This is a genomic window from Acinetobacter sp. I-MWF (genome assembly GCF_025433935.1).
In the GTDB taxonomy this organism is placed as follows: domain Bacteria; phylum Pseudomonadota; class Gammaproteobacteria; order Pseudomonadales; family Moraxellaceae; genus Acinetobacter; species Acinetobacter guillouiae.
In genome coordinates, this window is sequence record NZ_JAMBAR010000001.1 from 3006154 (window position 1) to 3025229 (window position 19076).

The 19076-nt window shown below is 36.2% G+C and carries 15 protein-coding genes; 3 read left to right on the plus strand and 12 right to left on the minus strand.

Features of this window, described 5'->3' with window-relative positions; genetic code table 11:
- The 4 genes from M2R48_RS13935 to M2R48_RS13950 all read right to left on the minus strand — a co-directional run.
- A partial coding sequence (locus tag M2R48_RS13935) for a BapA/Bap/LapF family prefix-like domain-containing protein (protein ID WP_262086490.1) occupies positions 1-772 on the minus strand: 772 nt, incomplete at its 3' end.
- Positions 773-1095: 323 nt separating this feature from the next.
- Positions 1096-2286, minus strand: coding sequence for an HlyD family efflux transporter periplasmic adaptor subunit (locus tag M2R48_RS13940; RefSeq protein ID WP_262086491.1), 1191 nt, complete (start codon positions 2284-2286; stop codon positions 1096-1098).
- Positions 2283-4427, minus strand: coding sequence for a type I secretion system permease/ATPase (locus M2R48_RS13945; protein ID WP_262086492.1), 2145 nt, complete (start codon positions 4425-4427; stop codon positions 2283-2285). Before M2R48_RS13945 ends, M2R48_RS13940 begins: the two co-directional genes overlap by 4 nt.
- Positions 4424-5941: a TolC family protein gene (locus M2R48_RS13950; RefSeq protein ID WP_410004162.1), complete on the minus strand. Its 1518-nt coding sequence runs from the start codon at positions 5939-5941 to the stop codon at positions 4424-4426. Before M2R48_RS13950 ends, M2R48_RS13945 begins: the two co-directional genes overlap by 4 nt.
- A gap of 529 nt (positions 5942-6470) precedes the next feature.
- On the opposite strand from M2R48_RS13950, the gene M2R48_RS13955 reads away from it, so the two are divergent.
- Positions 6471-6935 (plus strand): MarR family winged helix-turn-helix transcriptional regulator, encoded by a 465-nt coding sequence (locus M2R48_RS13955; RefSeq protein WP_262086493.1) that lies wholly within the window; start codon positions 6471-6473, stop codon positions 6933-6935.
- An 886-nt stretch (positions 6936-7821) separates the two neighbouring features.
- On the opposite strand, the gene phnX is transcribed toward M2R48_RS13955, so the two are convergent.
- The 8 genes from phnX to M2R48_RS13995 form a co-directional block, all read right to left on the minus strand.
- Positions 7822-8637 (minus strand): phosphonoacetaldehyde hydrolase, encoded by an 816-nt coding sequence (gene phnX / locus M2R48_RS13960; RefSeq protein ID WP_262086494.1) that lies wholly within the window; start codon positions 8635-8637, stop codon positions 7822-7824.
- A 191-nt stretch (positions 8638-8828) separates the two neighbouring features.
- A complete protein-coding gene (gene phnW, locus M2R48_RS13965) occupies positions 8829-9962 on the minus strand; it encodes a 2-aminoethylphosphonate--pyruvate transaminase (protein ID WP_262086495.1) in 1134 nt (377 codons plus the stop codon).
- 56 nt (positions 9963-10018) lie between these two features.
- Positions 10019-11173, minus strand: a complete 1155-nt coding sequence (locus M2R48_RS13970) for a TIGR03364 family FAD-dependent oxidoreductase (protein WP_262086496.1) — start codon at positions 11171-11173, stop codon at positions 10019-10021.
- Between the two features lie 114 nt (positions 11174-11287).
- On the minus strand, positions 11288-13003 hold the full coding sequence (locus M2R48_RS13975) for a putative 2-aminoethylphosphonate ABC transporter permease subunit (protein WP_262087498.1): 1716 nt from the start codon (positions 13001-13003) through the stop codon (positions 11288-11290).
- Positions 12997-14190 carry an ABC transporter ATP-binding protein gene (locus M2R48_RS13980; RefSeq protein WP_262086497.1) on the minus strand — a complete coding sequence of 398 codons (1194 nt, stop codon included), beginning with the start codon at positions 14188-14190 and terminating at the stop codon, positions 12997-12999. Before M2R48_RS13980 ends, M2R48_RS13975 begins: the two co-directional genes overlap by 7 nt.
- A 70-nt stretch (positions 14191-14260) precedes the next feature.
- The gene (locus tag M2R48_RS13985; RefSeq protein ID WP_410004180.1) at positions 14261-15262 is read right to left on the minus strand and encodes a putative 2-aminoethylphosphonate ABC transporter substrate-binding protein; all 1002 of its coding nucleotides are present in this window, start codon (positions 15260-15262) and stop codon (positions 14261-14263) included.
- A 149-nt stretch (positions 15263-15411) separates the two neighbouring features.
- Positions 15412-16146: a UTRA domain-containing protein gene (locus M2R48_RS13990; RefSeq protein WP_392389708.1), complete on the minus strand. Its 735-nt coding sequence runs from the start codon at positions 16144-16146 to the stop codon at positions 15412-15414.
- Between the two features lie 179 nt (positions 16147-16325).
- The gene (locus M2R48_RS13995; RefSeq protein WP_262086499.1) at positions 16326-16655 is read right to left on the minus strand and encodes a hypothetical protein; all 330 of its coding nucleotides are present in this window, start codon (positions 16653-16655) and stop codon (positions 16326-16328) included.
- Positions 16656-17085: 430 nt separating this feature from the next.
- Here M2R48_RS13995 and M2R48_RS14000 point away from each other — a divergent pair, with 430 nt between their 5' ends.
- Together M2R48_RS14000 and M2R48_RS14005 are read left to right on the plus strand one after the other, a co-directional pair.
- Positions 17086-17622 carry a DUF4189 domain-containing protein gene (locus M2R48_RS14000; protein ID WP_262086500.1) on the plus strand — a complete coding sequence of 179 codons (537 nt, stop codon included), beginning with the start codon at positions 17086-17088 and terminating at the stop codon, positions 17620-17622.
- A 401-nt stretch (positions 17623-18023) separates the two neighbouring features.
- A complete protein-coding gene (locus tag M2R48_RS14005) occupies positions 18024-18830 on the plus strand; it encodes an alpha/beta hydrolase (RefSeq protein ID WP_262086501.1) in 807 nt (268 codons plus the stop codon).
- Positions 18831-19076 lie beyond the last annotated feature (246 nt).

The following is a 19076-nucleotide window of genomic DNA, read 5'->3' on the forward strand; positions in this document are numbered from 1 at the left end:
TACTTGGCGCTGTTGTATCCACAACCACTTGAATCGGATCACTTGGAACACTGGTGTTACCCGCTGGATCTGTGATCGTATAGGTAATTTCATGTGGTCCTTCAGGTAATGGATTAACTGGCGTCAATGTACCTGTGCTTGGATCATAAGTAGATGGAACTTCTACACCATCTACAATCAATGTTGGTTTGTCGCCTGGTGTCACTGGACCAATCACAATCCCTGGTGTCGTGTCATCCGTTTGTGTACCACCTGGGAACGTCCCTTGGTTATCACCTTGGTTGTCAACAAAACCATCTGGTGTTGTTGGTTTAGCTGGTGCTGTTGTATCTTTGCTATTTTTATGATCATTATGAGCCCACCACAGTATCCCTGCTGCTGTTGTAGGAATGAAAGACCATGCCAAAGGCCCAGCAACAGAGTCGTGATAAAGAAGTGGTTCTATATTTTCAATATATCCATATGTAATATTATCTAATAGAGCACCATTTGCATCACTAAATTGCACCCATAAAAGCTTATGTTGATCATCTTCAAAAACCAAACTATTTTCGGTTTGGTAATTTGTATTATTAAAGAAATTCTCAATAACAATATGTTCACCATTTTTAAGAGTAATAATAGCACTATTACCACTCTGTTCTATTTTTAAAACATCCTCTTTATTTATTTTTAATACAACCACAGACGCCTCAGATAAAGAAACTTTACTTCCATTTATCTCCATCAGTGTATTATGCGTTTCTTTTGAAATTACTTTTATATTAGACATGTAATAACCCTCCAGGGTTTTAATCACAAAGTAAATTAAAAACAAGACTTTATTAGCCCATTACTATTTGCTAATATTAAATCTAAATTTAGCCATTTCAACATGACCAATAATTAAAAACATGAATTGCATCACATTTTTTATACATGATTTTATTTTAAAAAAAAATTAAATACAAAACAATAAGTTAAAACAACATTTTAAAATTATTTATTATTTTTATGCATTTAATTATGATTTAAACATAAGTAATTTAACAACATGGATTTTAAATAAGGTATTAAAATATTAAAACGATATAATTTTAATACCTTATTTTTTATTTACCTCTCCCTTAAAGCCTCTTTAGCTTTATTAAACGGTTTAAGCAAATAGTCTAATATCGATTTTTCACCTGTTTGAATATCAACAGTAGCAACCATACCAGGTGTAATATTAAATACAACTCCATTCTTATTATATAGTTTATCGGCGTCAGTTCTAATATAAACACGATAATAAAACTGATCTTGTTTTACCTCATCACGAATAGTATCTGGAGAAATTACTGTTACTTTTCCTTTTAGCCCACCATAAATAGAATAGTCATAGGCTGTAATTTTAACGAGAGCATCTTGTCCAGGATGAATGAATGCAATATCTCTTGGAGAAATGCGAGCTTCTATTAATAACCGTTCATCCAAAGGAACTATGGTCATTAGCTTACCATTTTGAGGGATAACTCCTCCTTGAGTTGTCACAGCAATCTCCTTTACAATTCCACGCATAGGCGCTTTAAATGTTGTCCTATTTAAAGTATCTGTACGTCCTCTTACAACTTGAAGTTGTTGCTCAGTATCAGCATTTGCTTTTGAAAGTTCCTCACGTGACTTAACGTAATATTGATTACGAGCATCATTAATTTTATTTTGTAAATCATTAGCTTCACGCTTTAAACGCAAAACCTCTACTTCACTGGCGGCACCTTTAATTACTAAAGGCTCTGTCATCGCTAACTCTTGTTTTACTAGTTGCAATGCCTGTTTCAAGCCCGAAATTGAGCTTTCAAGATTTACTCTCCTAGAATTATATAGCGCAGTTTCAGCCTTTATTAACTCGGAATCCTTTTTTACTTCTTCAGGAAAAACTAGTGGTGTATCATTAACTTCTGATCTCAATCTCGCAGCTGTAGCTTGAGAAGCAATAAGCAATGATTGAGACTCTCCAACATTTGAAGCAAAACGTGTAGGATCAAGCTGAGCCAATACTTGTCCCTTTTGGACAATATCACCCTCCTGAACATCTAATTTTGTTAAAATACCACCTTCAAGTGACTGAATTATTTGTTCTTTTGAAGAAGGAATTACTTTTCCAGTGCCTGTCGAAACTTCTTCAAGATTAAACAACCATGCCCAAATGAATAAAACCAACAAACCTATCCCAATAATCCAAATCACTAAACTAGCGCTTGGCAATGGTGGTTCTTTATAAGAAACTTTGTTAGAACGCTCAGGTAATTGAACTTGATTATTCATGAACGTGCTCCTTTCTGAACCTGTGCAGGAGCTGATGTAGAAGATTGATTTAGAATTTGATCTCGTGGTCCATCCATTACAATCTTACCGTCACTGACCACAATTATCCTATCCACCAATTCCAATACTGCACGACGATGCGTTGCTACAACCAACGTTTTTTGCCCTAACCATAATCTTAAATGATCGATTAATATTTTTTCTGCAACATCATCAATTGATGCAGTAGGTTCATCTAATAGCAATATATTAGGATCACGTATTAGAAGCCTAGCCAATAATAAAGCTTGCCTCTGACCACCAGAAAAACCTATCCCGCCTTCCAAAATCAAATGATCCAAGCCTTCTTTTTTCTCTTCAACAAAATTTAATGCCCCAGTTACCTTTAATACACTAAAGATGTCTTCATCACTTGCCAATGGTGCCCCCAACTTCAGGTTTTCCCGAATCGTGCCATAAAATAAATGTGCATTCTGATTTAGCAATCCCATATCACGTCTAACATCTGCGGGATCGATAAGCCCCAAATCCAAACCATCTAAATTAATTTTACCTTGTATTGGAAACTGCATTCCTGAAAGTAGCTGCAATAGCGTTGATTTACCTGCCCCATTGCGCCCCAATATGGCAATTTTTTCACCTGCTTTTATATTTAAATTAGAAATAGTTAAAGCAGTTTTAGGGTCATCTGGACTATATTGAAAAACAACATTTGTTAGAGAATATTCGCCATAGATAATAGGTTTTTGAATTAAATGTTTTTCATCAGGTTGATCAACTGGCTTTTTCATTAATTCATCTAAACTTCTCTTTGCAACCTTCGCTTGCTGTAAACGACCTAAAACACCAGTGATTTGTGAAATTGGTGCAAGCATCCGTGAAGAAAGGATTGAACATGCAACTAAAGCACCTGTCGTCATATCACCTTTTATTACAGCAAAACAGCCAACTAAGACCACAATTGCATAAGTAAGTCCTTGAATTTTCTGTGTCCAAGCCGTGAGCACCCCAACAATTTTACGCTGTCGCATACTGATATCAGATGAAACCTCATTCATATGATTCCACTGATTTTGGAATCGAGATTCAGCACGTAATAGCTTAATATCCTCAATTCCTTGTACTGTCTCAATTAAAATAGCATTTCGAATAGACGATTCACGCATACCTTCTTGTGCCAACTTTGCTAATGTCTTTTGCATTAATATCCCAGGTACAATTATTAGTGGAACGACCAAGACCATCACCCAAAATAGATCTCCACCAATCAACCAAAAAATGACAAGGAACAAAAAGAAAAAAGGTAAATCCGCAATCGCACTAATAGTCGTAGACGTAACCAGTTCACGAACACCTTCTAACTCTCGTATTTGAGAAATAAAAGTCCCTGTTGACTTCGAACGTTCATTATTTTTTATACGTAGCGCATGTCCAAAAACTCGATCTGATATTTTTAAATCAGCCCTTTTTCCAATAACATCCGAAAGATAAACTCGAGAAACACGCAGGACAAACTCAAAAATTGCAGCCAATAAAACACCACCAGCAAGTACCCACAAGGTTGGGTAAGATTGTGAAGGGACTACACGGTCATAAACTTGCATTGAAAAGATAATCGTGGCTAATGCCAAGATGTTTGCGATTAATGAACCAAACATAACATCGATGTAACGCTTCCAATCTTTTAAAACAATCGACCAAAACCAACTTGGCTTATATGGCTTAATATATTCATCTACACGGGCGTCTGGTATTGATGTTTGGGGCCTAACTATATAAATATGATGAATAAGTGGGTGAAGTTGCGCCATACTAAAACTTTGGGATAAACCTTGCTCCTCACTAAATTGAATATTTACATTACCTGCAGTATCCATTTTATCTATAACACCAATCAGACCATCTTTGAATTCAACAATTACTGGTAAGCGCCAGGGATGTAGAAAATCTTGAGAAAAAGTAATTTTGCGAAAGCTCATTCCCATCTGACGACAAATTAGAAATAAAATATCATCTATATGTTGATTTTTATTCCAATCAAGTTGAAGTCGGATACGCTCTTCTGATGGTTCAATACGATAATGTTTTGCAATAATAAGTACTGATTGCAACCATGGTTGATAATTCGTTATTTGACTCATGGCTGTACCTCAAACCCTTGTATTGAAATATTATTAATTTTGTATACCTGACGTGTACGACCAGTAACTTGCACATATTGCAGTAAGCTGGCATAAATATCATAGCGAGCTGTTTCCATTTCATTGTTAGCCGAGTGAATAGCCATTTCTGCATTTAATAAATCCAATACAGAGCGTGTGCCTAATTTATATTGCTCTTGATAAAGTTCTCTTGTTTTAATACTCGTTAACTGTCTTTCACCTAAAACCCGCATTTGACTCTGTTTACTTTCAATGTTTTCACGTGTTGTACGTAATTGATCTAAAATATCTAAATAGACTGCCTGTACCCTTGAGCGTGCAGCTTGCTCAGCATAACTCGCTGATTTGACCTGGGCTGAAATTGCCCCTCCTTGATAAAAATTACTTGTTGCCTCAACCATTACGGAACTATATAGCCCATTATCTTTATTATTATTTGGATTCACGCCATTCAATGCTTGATTTAGAGAACCTTTTACAGAAAAAGTTGGATACCGACTAAGATCCGTCTGTTTTTTTTGATATTTAGCAACTTCAACCTCCGCTTGAGCTTCAATTATTTTAGGAACCGTATTAAACTCAGGGTCAGCATATAAATCAGACAGCTTCACGAGATCATCAGGAATGCTCCAGCTTTTATTTGTAATATCAAAGCCAATTAAAGTCGTCAAACGTTGTTGGTACTGTCTTAATAGAGACTTTTGAGCAATCAAATTAGATTCGGCTGATTGCAAATAGGATTCGGCTTGAATAGGATCGGCTTGACTGCTAATTCCGGCTTTTGCACGCAAATTCGCTATATCTAAAATTCTTTTAATCCCAATAATTTGCTGTTCACCAATCTGAGTAATTCTTCTATAGCGCTCAATATTAATGATCGATGATGCGGTTTGATAAGCAATATCATCAATACTCACCAGTACGTTTGCTTGTTGAACACTGAGTTTAGCGCGTTGTGTATCTACACTTGATTTCACTTTTCCAAAATCATAAAACATTTGTGTAGCACTTAAATTTAATAACTGACGTCCTCTCTCACTAGAACTTAAATCTCCGGTCACAACACCTCCTGATAATTGAGGATAATATTGTGATTTAGCCACATCTATATTGGCATTTTGAGAAGAAAGCACAGATATAGCTTGGCTAATTTCAGGATCTCGTTGAATTGTCATTTTCACAGCATCCAGTAGACCAATTGGGTTTTGTGAACGCATAGAAATATCTGCGTTATGAGTTAGATTTGTGGGTTCGTTTGGAACAATTGTTGATAACTCATAAGCTGAATTTTGACCGAATTTAAAATCACTTAACTGCTTAAATTGCACAGTTTTATAAGTTTCATCAGGTTTAGGCGCGAAGATTTTATTTAAATTTGTGACTTCTGAACTAGCTTCTGAAGAATGGACAACTATCATAAAAAATAAAAAACACTTACTAATTTTAAATCTAGAATATATTCGAATTTGCTTATGACGATTAAAAAGATACATCTACAAATAAGCTCAAAAAAATTATTGGACATAATAGTCTCAGCCTAATTTTAAGTAATTTATTTTTTAAAATCACTCAAAAAACAAAAATAAATATTTGAAATCAAAAGAAATAAAATCATTTAATTTTCATCAATGTTTAAAACACCAACAATAAAGTACATAACATTAGTCATAATTTTTAATTTTACTTTGAGAGTTATGACAATTTCTTTGATCAATGAAATTTTAAAAATAAGCAACTTAAAATCTTTAGAACCCGCCATAGATAAAATAATATAAATAAATTTTCTTCCATTATTCATTAAACAGCTAAATATCAATATTTTAAAACACAATAAAAAACATATTTAAAAATCATCCAGCACTACTTATTGATTTTAAATATTTTTTAAAAAAAAAATTAAAAAAAACCACATACCCTTTAAATATTTTAAATTATTCATATAATAAAAATCATCTTAATTATTATTTATCAAACACTTCATTAATAATAATTATGAAACAAATAGTTCAATGAGTTTTAAATATGAAAAGACCATACAATAAATTTTTGCCTTTAGCAGGAGATCCTAACTTAGAAAATTCGCCATTTCATTGGATTTCTCAAGTTCATACTCAATACATTCAAAATATTGATTATGCATTGAAAATATATGGTTTAGATAATTCACGTCGCCAAATTTTGCTGGCGTTAAAATCAAAAAATAATGCAAGCGTATCAGATTTATCTAAAATAATGATTTGTAAAATATCAACTACGACTAAAATTGTTCATCGCTTAAAAAATGAAGGATTAGTTGAAACATCAACCTGTAAGATAGATGGCCGATTTACACGCGTCACATTAACTAAAAAAGGTGATTATGCTATTCAAAATATTAATACACTAAACCATATTATTATAACACAATCTTTTGATGGACTAACGCCACTACAAATCGAAAATTTCTTAGAGACCCTTAAGTATATTTTTAAAAGGCTTTCAAATTAATCACTCAACAAAACTCCAGACTATATTCATTAAAAATTTATTATAATTTTAAAAAACAACTATTAAAAACCTAAATTATAATAAAAATTTGTAAAATCATTAAACTCTAAATGAGGTTCAAATGGAAAGCACTTTAAACCTAATATATTTCCTTATAGACAATAAAATTAGAAGCAATTTTAATGGAATTTACAGTTTTTATGGAAAAACTAAATATTACCATAAAAATATAAATTTCATTACTTACAGTCAAGTAACCATAATAATAAATCAAAACACCCCTAGTAAAATAATTATTTTAAAAAGCAATGTTTTTATTTCAGAAAATTGTCAAAAATACAAATACAATACTGAAAAAAACTGCTTAAAAATTATAAGCAACCCATTAAAAATGAAAGGTTTTTATAAAATAGAAATATTTAAAATTTAATAAAACATAAAAACATTAAGATTAAAAACACATTTAAAGAGACTCATAAAACGAATATTACCTCATTTACGTCAGAAAAATTTCCTGAAGAAAATAGATAATTTAAGCTTTGACGAATTGCAGTCAATGACTGGGTGCGAATTTGATTGATGCAACAGTTTAAATAGTCCTTAGTCCCTCATGAAAAGAGAACAACTTACATGACAAAATTTTTGAATGGAAGCTATTAGGCAACATAGCTTGTATAAAAATAATTTTGGAAAACCGTACTCGCTTCCTTATAAAATCGATTTAACTCATAGCTTGGTCTACTACAAACAACCAAGCAAACACTCAAGTTAATTAAACAATTTCTCATGGATTCATCATTTTCATGCAGCATGAGGAAATTAAAAAAAGAATTGATATTTCAGCTCTAAAAAAATACCAGTCATAAAGACTGGTATTCATCATCGATTAAGGCTTTTCACCATTTGCTAAACGCTGTTCAATCGCATCCAATACCGCAGGTAAGTCAGCAATACTATCAATTACATAATGTGCACCTGAAGCATTCATTTTTGCGTATGCTTTTTCTTTTAAACCTAGTTGTTCAGACGCTGATAGTGCAGACCACTCTTCGAAGCTTAGCCCCACTTCATTACCACTGACGGCCAAACCCACAGTCCAACAACCACCGTTTAAACCTTCTTCGATGCCGACCACTGTGTCATCCACTTTCACCACATTTTTAACATCTAACACATCAAGTTCAATTAAGTTTTTCCACAACATTTCAGGATATGGACGACCATGTTTCACATCACTGGCTGTAATAGTACAGTCAGGCACATAACCTTGATCAGCTACATCTTGCACCAATTGACCAATCATCATCGAAGCATAACCAGTATTACTGCCAATTTTTGCACCACGGGCACGAATGTCAGCAAATGCCTCTAATGCCCCCGGAATTAATTTTGAGCAATTTGGGATACTCTTCAATTGGTATGGAATAAAGTCCTGATATAAACGGTCAATATCCACCACAGTCACTTCTGCACCATGTGCCTGTTTCCACGCACCTGCAACACGTGGCATTTTCAAAACTGCCGCAATGTGATCGCGTTTTTCCAAACCCATTGGCGCACGTGCTTCTTCAATTGAAATTTCAACTTTATTATCTGAAAATAAGGCCATAAATGCCAAAATTGGTGCGCGTGAACCAAAATCTACTGTTGTACCTGCCCAATCAAAAACCACGGCTTGTAATGCTGAATTTGAAGTGTTCATAAGGTTATCCTATTCATTTCTCAAAGTTAAAATAGCTGTCTTGCGTAAGTTAAGTTTTGCGTAATATTTAATTTCTAATGGAAGTTCGCTCTCCTTTTAAAAGGAGAACTAGAGAGAGGATTTATAATCTCCCCATCCTACCCTCCGCCCTGAGCCATAAATGGCACAAGAAAAGGAGCTGTGAATTCCAATCAAATTCGATAGTGCTCAATCGCTGTTAAAAGCCGTTCAATATCATCTAAATAAACCTCTCCAATATTGCCGATACGGAAGCAATTTAAGTCGGTGACTTTGCCCGGATAGATTACAAACCCTGCTTGTTTCAGATTTTCATACAAGGCTTGAAAGCTAAAATCGACTTCATTTGGATATAAAAATGTAGTGATAATTGGAGATTGTGGTGCATCTTGATCTAAGACCATTTCAAAACCAAGCGCTTGCATACCTGCGGCTAAACGTTGTTGATTATTGAAATAACGCTGATAACGTGCGGTTACTCCGCCTTCTTGTTCTAATTCTAAAAGTGCTTGATAAAAAGCACGCACCACATGAGTGGGCGAAGTAAAACGCCATTTACCATTATGCTGTTCCATGGTGTTCCATTGGTCATATAGGTCTAAACTGACTGAACGAGCCAAACCTTTACACGCTTGTAATTGCTCACGTTTTGCCAAAATAAAACCAAAGCCAGGTACGCCTTGGATGCATTTATTGGCACTTGAAATCAAGAAATCAATTTCGAGCTCTGCAATGTCCATTGGCACGCCACCAAAAGAACTCATTGCATCGACAATCCACACTTTGTTTTTGGCTTTGACAATGCGCCCAATCGCTTGAATTGGGTTTAATAAACCAGTGGTGGTTTCGCAATGCACACATGACACATGAGTGATGCTGTCATCTTCAAGTGCTTTTTCGATATCAGCCAGTTGAGGGATTTGCATTTCAGGGTAGCGTAATTCCACCACGTCAATTTTTAAACATCGAGCCATTTGCACCATGCGTGCACCATATGCCCCGTTATTGATAATTAAAATTTTACCATCCTTTGGAATCGCCGAACCTAACACTGCTTCTACAGAGAAACTCCCACTGCCCTGCATCAACACAGCACTATATTGTTCAGGTTTTGCAGTTGCCAACGCCACCAAACGACTGCGGATCTCCTGAACCAATGCGTTATATTCTTTGTCCCAAGTACACCAATCACGTTGCATCACACGACGCACACTTTTCGAGGTAGACAATGGTCCCGGTGTCAACAGTAAGTATTTATTTTCAACATCGTTTTCAATTGTGTTTGCAAGTTCAATTTGTGCGTTCATTTCGCCTAACCTTTGATCAATTTCATACAGCATAAACAAATCTGGTTTAAACCAGATTACAAAATATAATTTTCTAACATTTCTTTCATAAATCCTGCGCCTGTGGTCATGCCTTTGCCTGCAATCGCACTGACAAGGAAAATATTGGTTTCAGCTTCCATCACACATGCCAATTCCGTAGGATGAGTCAGATAGTAACCATTCCAACGAGATTCAATTTCAGGTAGTTCTAAGCCAATATTTTCTTTGCAATATTGCAAAATGAATTGGTTAATTTCTTCACGTTGATTAAATTGTGGTATGTCTTCAATCGGATAATATTCATGGCTATCGCCCAAAATAATTTGTCCGAATTCATTTTGTTTAATCAGGACATGAATACCGTACTTTTCAACTAAATCGATTTGTGATTCATTGCGTAAATCTTGATGACTAGGGCAAATCTCAAAAGCGGGATAACGAGAGATCGACAATCCTGAATAAATCGAAGCTTTGAGATTGACTTTTAGCGGTTTGGTTAATGCCATTTGTAAAGTACAACGCAATAAACCTTTTTGTTGTAAGAGCTCGGGATACAACAATTGTGTCTCTTCACCATGACAAATCATGACTTTATTTGCGGTAAATGTTTGACCTGATGCCAAGCGAATGTGCGCCATGCCTTGGTTAAATTGCGTCAGTACCACAGAGGCATTGCAATGAATTTGTACACCAAGTTTTTCGGCATATTGCAACAAACGCAGTCCCACCAAATGTGGCTCAACTGAATAATCTTCATGAAAAACCATACCGCCACGTAGCGCAGTTTCTGGGTTTAAATAAGTATATTGATCAAACAGTTGTTGCTTAGACAATAGACTTACAGGAATCTGATAATCAGCTGCAGCTTGAGCAAACTCGTTTAATACTTGCCATTCAAGTTCGGTATTCGCGAGATACAAACCGTTTCGCTGTTGAAATGAAATATCGGTTTGTGCCTGAATCCGTTGATAAAATTCACGGGTTGCCAAAGCATATTCACGCCATTTCGCATCAGGACGGCTTAGCGTCGAAGTCCCAACCATGCCAAAGTTACGGCGAGTCGCACCTATAGGTTGTGCATATTTTTCAAAGACTTGTACCTTTAAACCTTGCTCTGCCGCTTGGATCGCAGCCGATAATCCTAAAATGCCTGCACCGACAATAATTAAGTCAAATTGTGCTGTATTCATTGTCTTTTCCACCTTATTTACCTTTTTTAGCACGCAAAATCCCAAGCGCCTAAAAGAAAGCGTTCAATTCAAATGGTTTAGTTAATTAAAAAGATTGACTGAAAGATCAATTTGTTATGAATGTGTTTGCTCACGCCAACGTTGTGTCGATGCCATCATTTTCCGAGTGAATAACCAATGCACCAACTTGACTGCACATGAGGTGAGTAAAATCAAAATACTCATCGCCACAGCTGCCACGGTATCACCTGCATCATCCATATTCAGCACCGCAACCGATGCCAAATTGGTATCAGGTGAATAAAGGAAAATCGCAGCTGAAACAGTAGTCATGGCATTGACAAATAAATACACCAACACATCACACAGCGCGGGAAAGGTTAAAGGCAAATATACTTTGCGGAACATTGTCCAATGTGAAGATCCTAAACTTTGTGCAGCATGATCAAGTTGATTCGGGATCTGTTGAATCGCATGCGTTAAGGTCAAATGTGGCACAGTGTAATAATGAATAATGGTTGAAATCACCAACAGCGTCATCGTACCGTAAACGAAAGACACAGGATTTTGCGGTGCATTAAAGAACAAGATATAAGCAATACCCAACACCAAGCCCGGCACAGCCAAAGGCAATAACACCAAGACTTTTACATAATTTTTAAGTAAAGGATGTGCTTTAAAACGGGTACTAAATAAGGCAATGATGAAAATTATCATCGTACCGAAAACTGTACTGAACAATGCCAATTTGATTGAGTTAAAATAACTTGCCCAACCACCACCATCCACATATTCAAAACGATAATGATTTAAGGTCATAGACAAATCATAGGGCCAATAGCGAATGAATGATGCGAGAATCGCAGTCACAATAATCAGTAAAATGCCGCCTGAAATCACCCCACAAAATACAGTTAATGCTTTTTCAATTCGAGGATTGGCACGCAAACGATAAGGCTTAATTTGGAAATTTTGATAGCGTTCCTGATGACGACTTTGGTATCGATCAAAAATGAATGCCAACACCGCAGGACAGAGCAGCAAAATCGAAATGACGGCACCCATGTTCATATTTTGTTGACCAATGATCTGCTTATATACATCCAACGCCATCATATTGAATGAGCCGCCAATCACTTTGGGAATCCCGAAATCGGTAATGACATAAGTAAATGCCACCAGGCAGGCACTGACTAAACCATAACGAATCGCAGGAAAAGTCACAGCCCAATGGGTTTGTAGTGTATTTTTTCCTAAAGCATGAGAAGCCTCAATCAAATGTTGATCAATATGGCGAAATGCCCCCATCATCAACATGACCATGGCAGGAAATAGCCAAAAGCAATAACTGATCAAAATGCCTAGTGGACCATAAATTTCCACCTCGCCCATCATGCCCTTAAAAACACCTTGCTGACCAAACAAATACACCAAAGCCAATGAAGGTAAAAGTGAAGGTGCAAGAATCGGTAAAAATGCCACGGTTTTAAAGAAAGCTTTGCCTCGAATATTGCAGTTAATCAATGCAAAAGCATAAACACTTGCCAAGCTCACCGTAATCAACATGGCTGTAATGGCGATCCACATCGAATTAAAAATCGATGAGATTAAGGCCGGATTGGAAAAATAAGCTGTAAAGTTATCCAACCCGACAAATTGATGCTGTTCATTTAAAAATGCGCTTTGCATCAATACGATTAAGGGTGCAATCAAACTCAAGGTGAATAGAATTGCTGCGACAAACAACACTGCACTTGAACGCAATGAATAACGAAAACGATGAGCTGTTTGACTACTTAATAAAGCATCTGCGGCAGACTGATTTAATATCTCGCATGCCCTCGTGAATCATACACATGTAAGTCACGAATCGGCACTTGCAGATACATTCCATCTTGCACAACCGCCATATGTTGGTGATCCACATCAACTTGCAACATATTGTCATCGGCATGATTTTGGTTTTGCACCACGCAGAATAAACGACGTTTTGCGCCTAAAAACTCAGTGTTGACAATATGTACAGCTAAATTTAAATATTCAGTAGAAGGTTCATTTCCAGCAACTAAATTGACATTTTCAGGTCGAAAAGCAATTTCATAGTGTTCATCTTGGGCAAAGTTTAAATGTGGAAATTCAATAAAAGATTGCTCATTCATTTTTAAACGATGCGTATCGACCGCTACTGTCTGTATAAAATTCATCGAACCAATAAACTGTGCTACAAAACGAGTTTGCGGTTTGTAATAAATATTATGTGGCGTATCGAGTTGTTCAATCACACCTTTATTCATCACTGCCACACGGTCAGAAATACTTAACGCCTCTTCCTGATCATGCGTAACCATGATCGCAGGCAAATTTAATTGGCATTGAATGGTACGAATTTTTTGGCGGAGGTTTAAACGTACCAACGCATCCAAAGCTGACAACGGTTCATCCAACAACAAAACATCAGGATTGGGCGCAATCGCACGGGCTAAAGCCACACGCTGTTGCTGACCGCCTGACAATTGATTGGGATATTTTTCTGCAATATTGGGCAATTCAATTAAGTTTAATAATTCATTGATACGAAATTGAATCTCTTGCGCTGACCAGTGTTTTTTATGCAAACCAAATGCAATATTTTCCGCCACAGTTAAGTTTGGAAAGAGTGCATAGTTTTGGAAAACAATGCCGCATTTACGTTTTGCAGTATTAAAATGGGTAATATCAATTTGTTGTTTAATCACTTTGCCATAATCAGGCTGTTCAAGCCCAGCAATGATGCGTAGCAAAGTTGTTTTACCACAACCTGATGGACCTAAAAAGCTAACAAATTCACCTGCTTTCAGGTCAAGGTTAATGTGTTCCAAGACACGGCTTGAACCAAAAGATTTTTGAATATCCATCACTTCAAGCACTGTTTTTGATTCTGCCATTTTAAACGTTCTTAAAGTTGAGAGCAGATGCCCTGCCGAATTTGGCATGGCTTGCCCTGTCCTACTATTTTGTAAATGCGATGGAATTTGCATACTGCACCTAATTTTTAATCGTTAATTTTGAATAACTGATTCTGAATAGCTTGTTGTGTACATGATTCAATTACTTTTCAAATTTTGCTGACCATTGTTTTAGAATTGATTCGCGCTGTTCTGCTGCCCAATAAAAATCATTCTTCACCAATTGCTGCGCAAGATTTTTTGGGAAGTCTTGGTTTTTGCTATGAACATTTTGATGTGCCACCATTGAAAAGTTTTGTGCATAAGCTTCATTGGCAGCTTGGCTAACACTCCAATCAATAAACTTCTCTGCACTGCTGAGTTTTTTCGTACCTTTGACAATGGCTGAGGCTTCCATTTCCCAACCTAGCCCCTCTTTCGGATAGACAATTTCTAAAGGTGCACCACGTGATTTCAGCTTAAAGCCCGGATAACCAAACGAAATTCCGATGACCGTTTCACCTTGAGCCGCCATCTTGCAAGGCTTCGAGCCTGAATGTACATATTGAGAAATGTTTTTATCGAGTGCCTGCATATATTGCCAAGCTTGCTTTTCACCAAAAATTTGCATCCATGCAGTCACATCCAAATAGCCTGTGCCACTCGATGCCGGATTTGGCATCACGATTAACCCTTTATAAATTGGTTTAGTCAGGTCTTGCCAGGTTTGCGGAATCGGTAATTTTTTCTTTTCCAATTCAACAGTATTGACACAAACAGCCGACTCCCAAGCAGTCATGCCTGTCCATGTTGGAATGTCTTTTTGGCTATAAAAATCGATTTTAAGTTGTTCGACATGTTTCGGGCGATACGGTTGCAATAAGTCTTTTTTTTCCATGACCAATAAACTGGTCAAAGCAAGTCCCATCACTACATCGGCTTGTGGATTCTTTTGTTCTGCTAATAATTTTGCGGTGATCACACCTGTCGAATCACGCACCCATTTTACTTTTAATTCAGGATGTGCTTTGCGTAATTCCCATTGATAACGCTTTAATTGATCCGCTTCAGCCGCGGTATAGACTGTGATTTGCTCAACATCATTCGAGGTTGAAGACGTGGTGCATGCTGTACTGACACAAGCAAAGAGAATACTTGTGCCCATGGCGAGGAGCTTTTTTTGCTGCTGTTTCAGATACGGGCTCATTATGACATTCCTAACGAATGCTGCTTCTTGATAGCCTGTATTTCAACAAAAGTTTATGACAATTTAATTAATCTGGTTTAAACCAGATTAATTATTTTAATTCTTTATCATGTCGCTTCAAAATGTAAATCAAGTACATCATGTAACCAATATTCTTGGTCAACATCGGTAATCACTCCATTTTGATCACAGTTGGTACGGCAAATATATAACCCCATACTACCAACATTGACATGCAAAGCTTTGGCTTGTTGTTCTGACAATACCGTTGGATAAAGATTAATATGTGCTCGGGTCAATTGCCGTTGATAATGCTCTGCCATCAATGTCGTAATAGAACCTTCTAATTGTTGTTCTAAGAATTGAGGAAATAAACTTGCATTGATACGTAAATGTTCAACTACCGCAGGACGACCATTGATACTACGACGTCGCCACATCGAATAAATATCATCACCCACCGAAATTTTTAAATGTGCTGCATCCCAGGAAGTCGCTTGCACCAATTCCGCAGAAATCAATTCCGTACTTGGTACACCACTTTGCTCAGTCACATATTGGTTAAAACTTTTGGTCGATTGCGGACGGTAAATAATTCGTGGCGCACGAACAAACCAACCACGGCGATCTAAACGATAAATAAGACCATCCATTTCCAAAGCCAATAATGCTTCTCGAACAGCGACACGTGTGGTAGCAAATTGTTCCATCAACACACGCTCTGAAGCCAGTTTGGTATTGGCACTCCATTGCCCTGACTCAATCTCATGGGCAATAGCATCTCGAATGGCAATATATTTGGGAATACGTGGAGAAGTCGTTTCTTGAACAGGCATACACATTTATTTTGTGAAAATTTCTTCTAATATACTCAAATATCGTGTCTAAGCGATGACATTTTTAAAATAAGCATAGTTCATACACAAATTTTATGTTTTAAAAAAGCTCATCTTTTGATGAGCTTTTGGAGATCACAATGAAATGTGTTGAGTCTAAAAGACTCATAATTTTTCTCAAAGAATTACTTATTTGTTTTGTTTGGCATCTCCATATTTGAATGATCCATATCCTTCATCGAAGAAGGCATATTGGTCATTTTTGAATGATCCATTTGTGACATTTCTGAGGCGTTTCCATGCTGATGTTGCGTTGAGTTATTTGTTTGAGTTTTAGGATCATTGTTTGTTTTACAATTTTTTTCACATTTCTTTTGTTTCTTGTCTATTGGCTGTTCATCGACTGTTCTAGTCAACACTTTGTCTTCATCCTCATGTGCCCATGTTTGAACTGTGGTCATTAAAGCACCCATACAGATTAAAGCTGTTACACTTCGATTAAGTACATTTTTCATGAGTTTCTCTCAGATTAAGTTTGTTGACTTTTACAATAAAATAATTTGCCAAACTTTAAAGTGACATGAAAATGATATTTTAGTCAGCCAAAACTATATGAGCTTTTATAAAACAATCTGCAGCATATGATCACAGTATAAGGACTTTCGTGTTCTACTCATTCAATCAACTCAAAATGGGGGTATTACCGAACGATTTGTTTTTTTCTATATGAAAGAAAGCCAATGTTCATTTTAATGCCACATCAATTAGCCAAATTATTGCATTAAAAGACGGAACTAAAAATTTTAGGTGCTATCCTTTCTACCGAGATTGCACTGACATTTAAAAACACAAAAGAACTTATTATCATTTTAAAATATAGGATTTATATAGAATAACTCATAGCTTTCCTTATTATTAAGCCATGATTTTAAAGGAGTTTAATGAATGACATTGACAAATAATCAGATTCTTAATTTATCCATTTTCTTTATTCTTATCATTTATTTAACTATTGAGAATGCACATGCTGAAGGGAATTGTCCTTCAGGTTATTATCCTATAGGTGGACAAGGTGTTCAAGGTTGCGCACCTATTCCAGGTGGAGGAAGTGGTGGATATACAAATCAAAATCCAACTTTGTATCCTATGATTGAAACATTATGGGGTGCGATTGCAGAGGATAAAAGTAAAGGCTTAAAAGGGCGTCCAATTGGTTTTACAAGAAATTTTAAATCTAAAGATGAGGCACAAGCAAAAGCATTAAAAGCGTGTCAACAGGATGGCGGACAAAAATGTGAAGTATCTAAAACCTATTCTAATCGCTGTGTTGCTATAGCTGATCCAATTAATGATGGTCAAAAATCAAAAATTTTACTTGATTTTTCAGAGGATGGGGCTAAAAAAGGTGCATTAGTGTTTTGTTTAAGTGAAAATTTACAGCCTTGTCGTATTGTATATTCTGGCTGTAGTCTCGGATACTAGCACTAACAAAAACATAATTTACTGATTCATACCCCAAATGATGATTTTGCCTTTATTAATCTACATAAAGGTAAAACAATCGTATGCCAGAAACACTACTTGGACTTTAAACCACGACAATTTTTTGTTGCAGGATCTATTTTCAGTAATTTGGCTTATCAACTCGAATTATAGCTATTGCGTTCTATATATAATTAAAAAATAAATGATAATTGATCTATTCCATTTCTTAATTTCAACGTATTCGTCATGTTTGCCCGATGTATCATTAAAATGGTTAAAAATATGAGCGATACCCAATTTCCATAAAAGAAATTAATAAGTAATACATTTTGAAATACAAGTTCCAAAAAGGAACTTTATTAGATATTATAAACTTTGAAAAATATCGGATAACCAAAATGAAAAAAATTGCTCACCAAATTCTACGAAAGCCATTTTTTGGAAGATTCGAAGTACCTTGGATTTGGCCTCAAGCTATTTCTAAAGAAGACTGGGAGGCTGTCACTATTCCCTTAACTGACCAGCAAGCACTCGCAGGCTACTGGAAAAGTGCACCAGCAGCAAAAGCAACTTTAGTACTTGCTCATCCAATGGGAAAAGCGGCTAAAGCATTTTGGCTCCGTTACGGACATGCAGATCTATTTTTAAAAAATGGCTATAACGTACTTATTTATGATGCTAATGGTTTTGGAGAAAGTGAAGGATTCTCATTTGACTATCCCAATGATGTATATCATGCAGGGATATATGCTCAAAAGCGAACACCCGAATTAAATGTAGGTTTAATTGGTGCGTCATTTGGTGCAGCTTGGGGACTATGCTCATTAGCAAAAGATGGACACCCATATAAAATTGCAGTATTTGAAGGCACATTTCCGACATTACCAGAATTCTGGAAACATTATCCAGTCGCTCATGCAATGCTCAAGGTATCAAATACACTACTACCAAAACTTAATCAGGAACTCAATCCGTTAGCAAAATCTACACAAGTAAAATATCAACCACCCATCTTATTAATGTATGGAGAAAAAGATATTTATACTCCACCCGAGTTTGGCCACCGGCTTAAAGTAGGGCTCGACCATGTAACAAAAGTAGAAATTAAAATCTTCGCGGATGCAGAACATACTTATATTTATCGAGATTTCCCTGAACAATATTCAGCATGCGTAATACCCTTTTTAAAGCAGCATTTTGCTTAGAAACGGTTTTGCAGTACAAACCTATCTCTAAGGCTTATTCAGCAATATGATTCTTAGGTGAATAAGCCTGCAGCTAAAATCTATAGAAAAATATTTTGTCCATTTTGGAGCGGCTCCGGATGCCGCTATTCGCTGAGATCGCGATCAATACAATAGCAGCCAAATGTTGCGTAGCGTCGCCAATGGACTTGAATGTCATCAGCTACAATTTCGAATAGTGCTAAAATTGTGCCAAAGAAAAAGGGA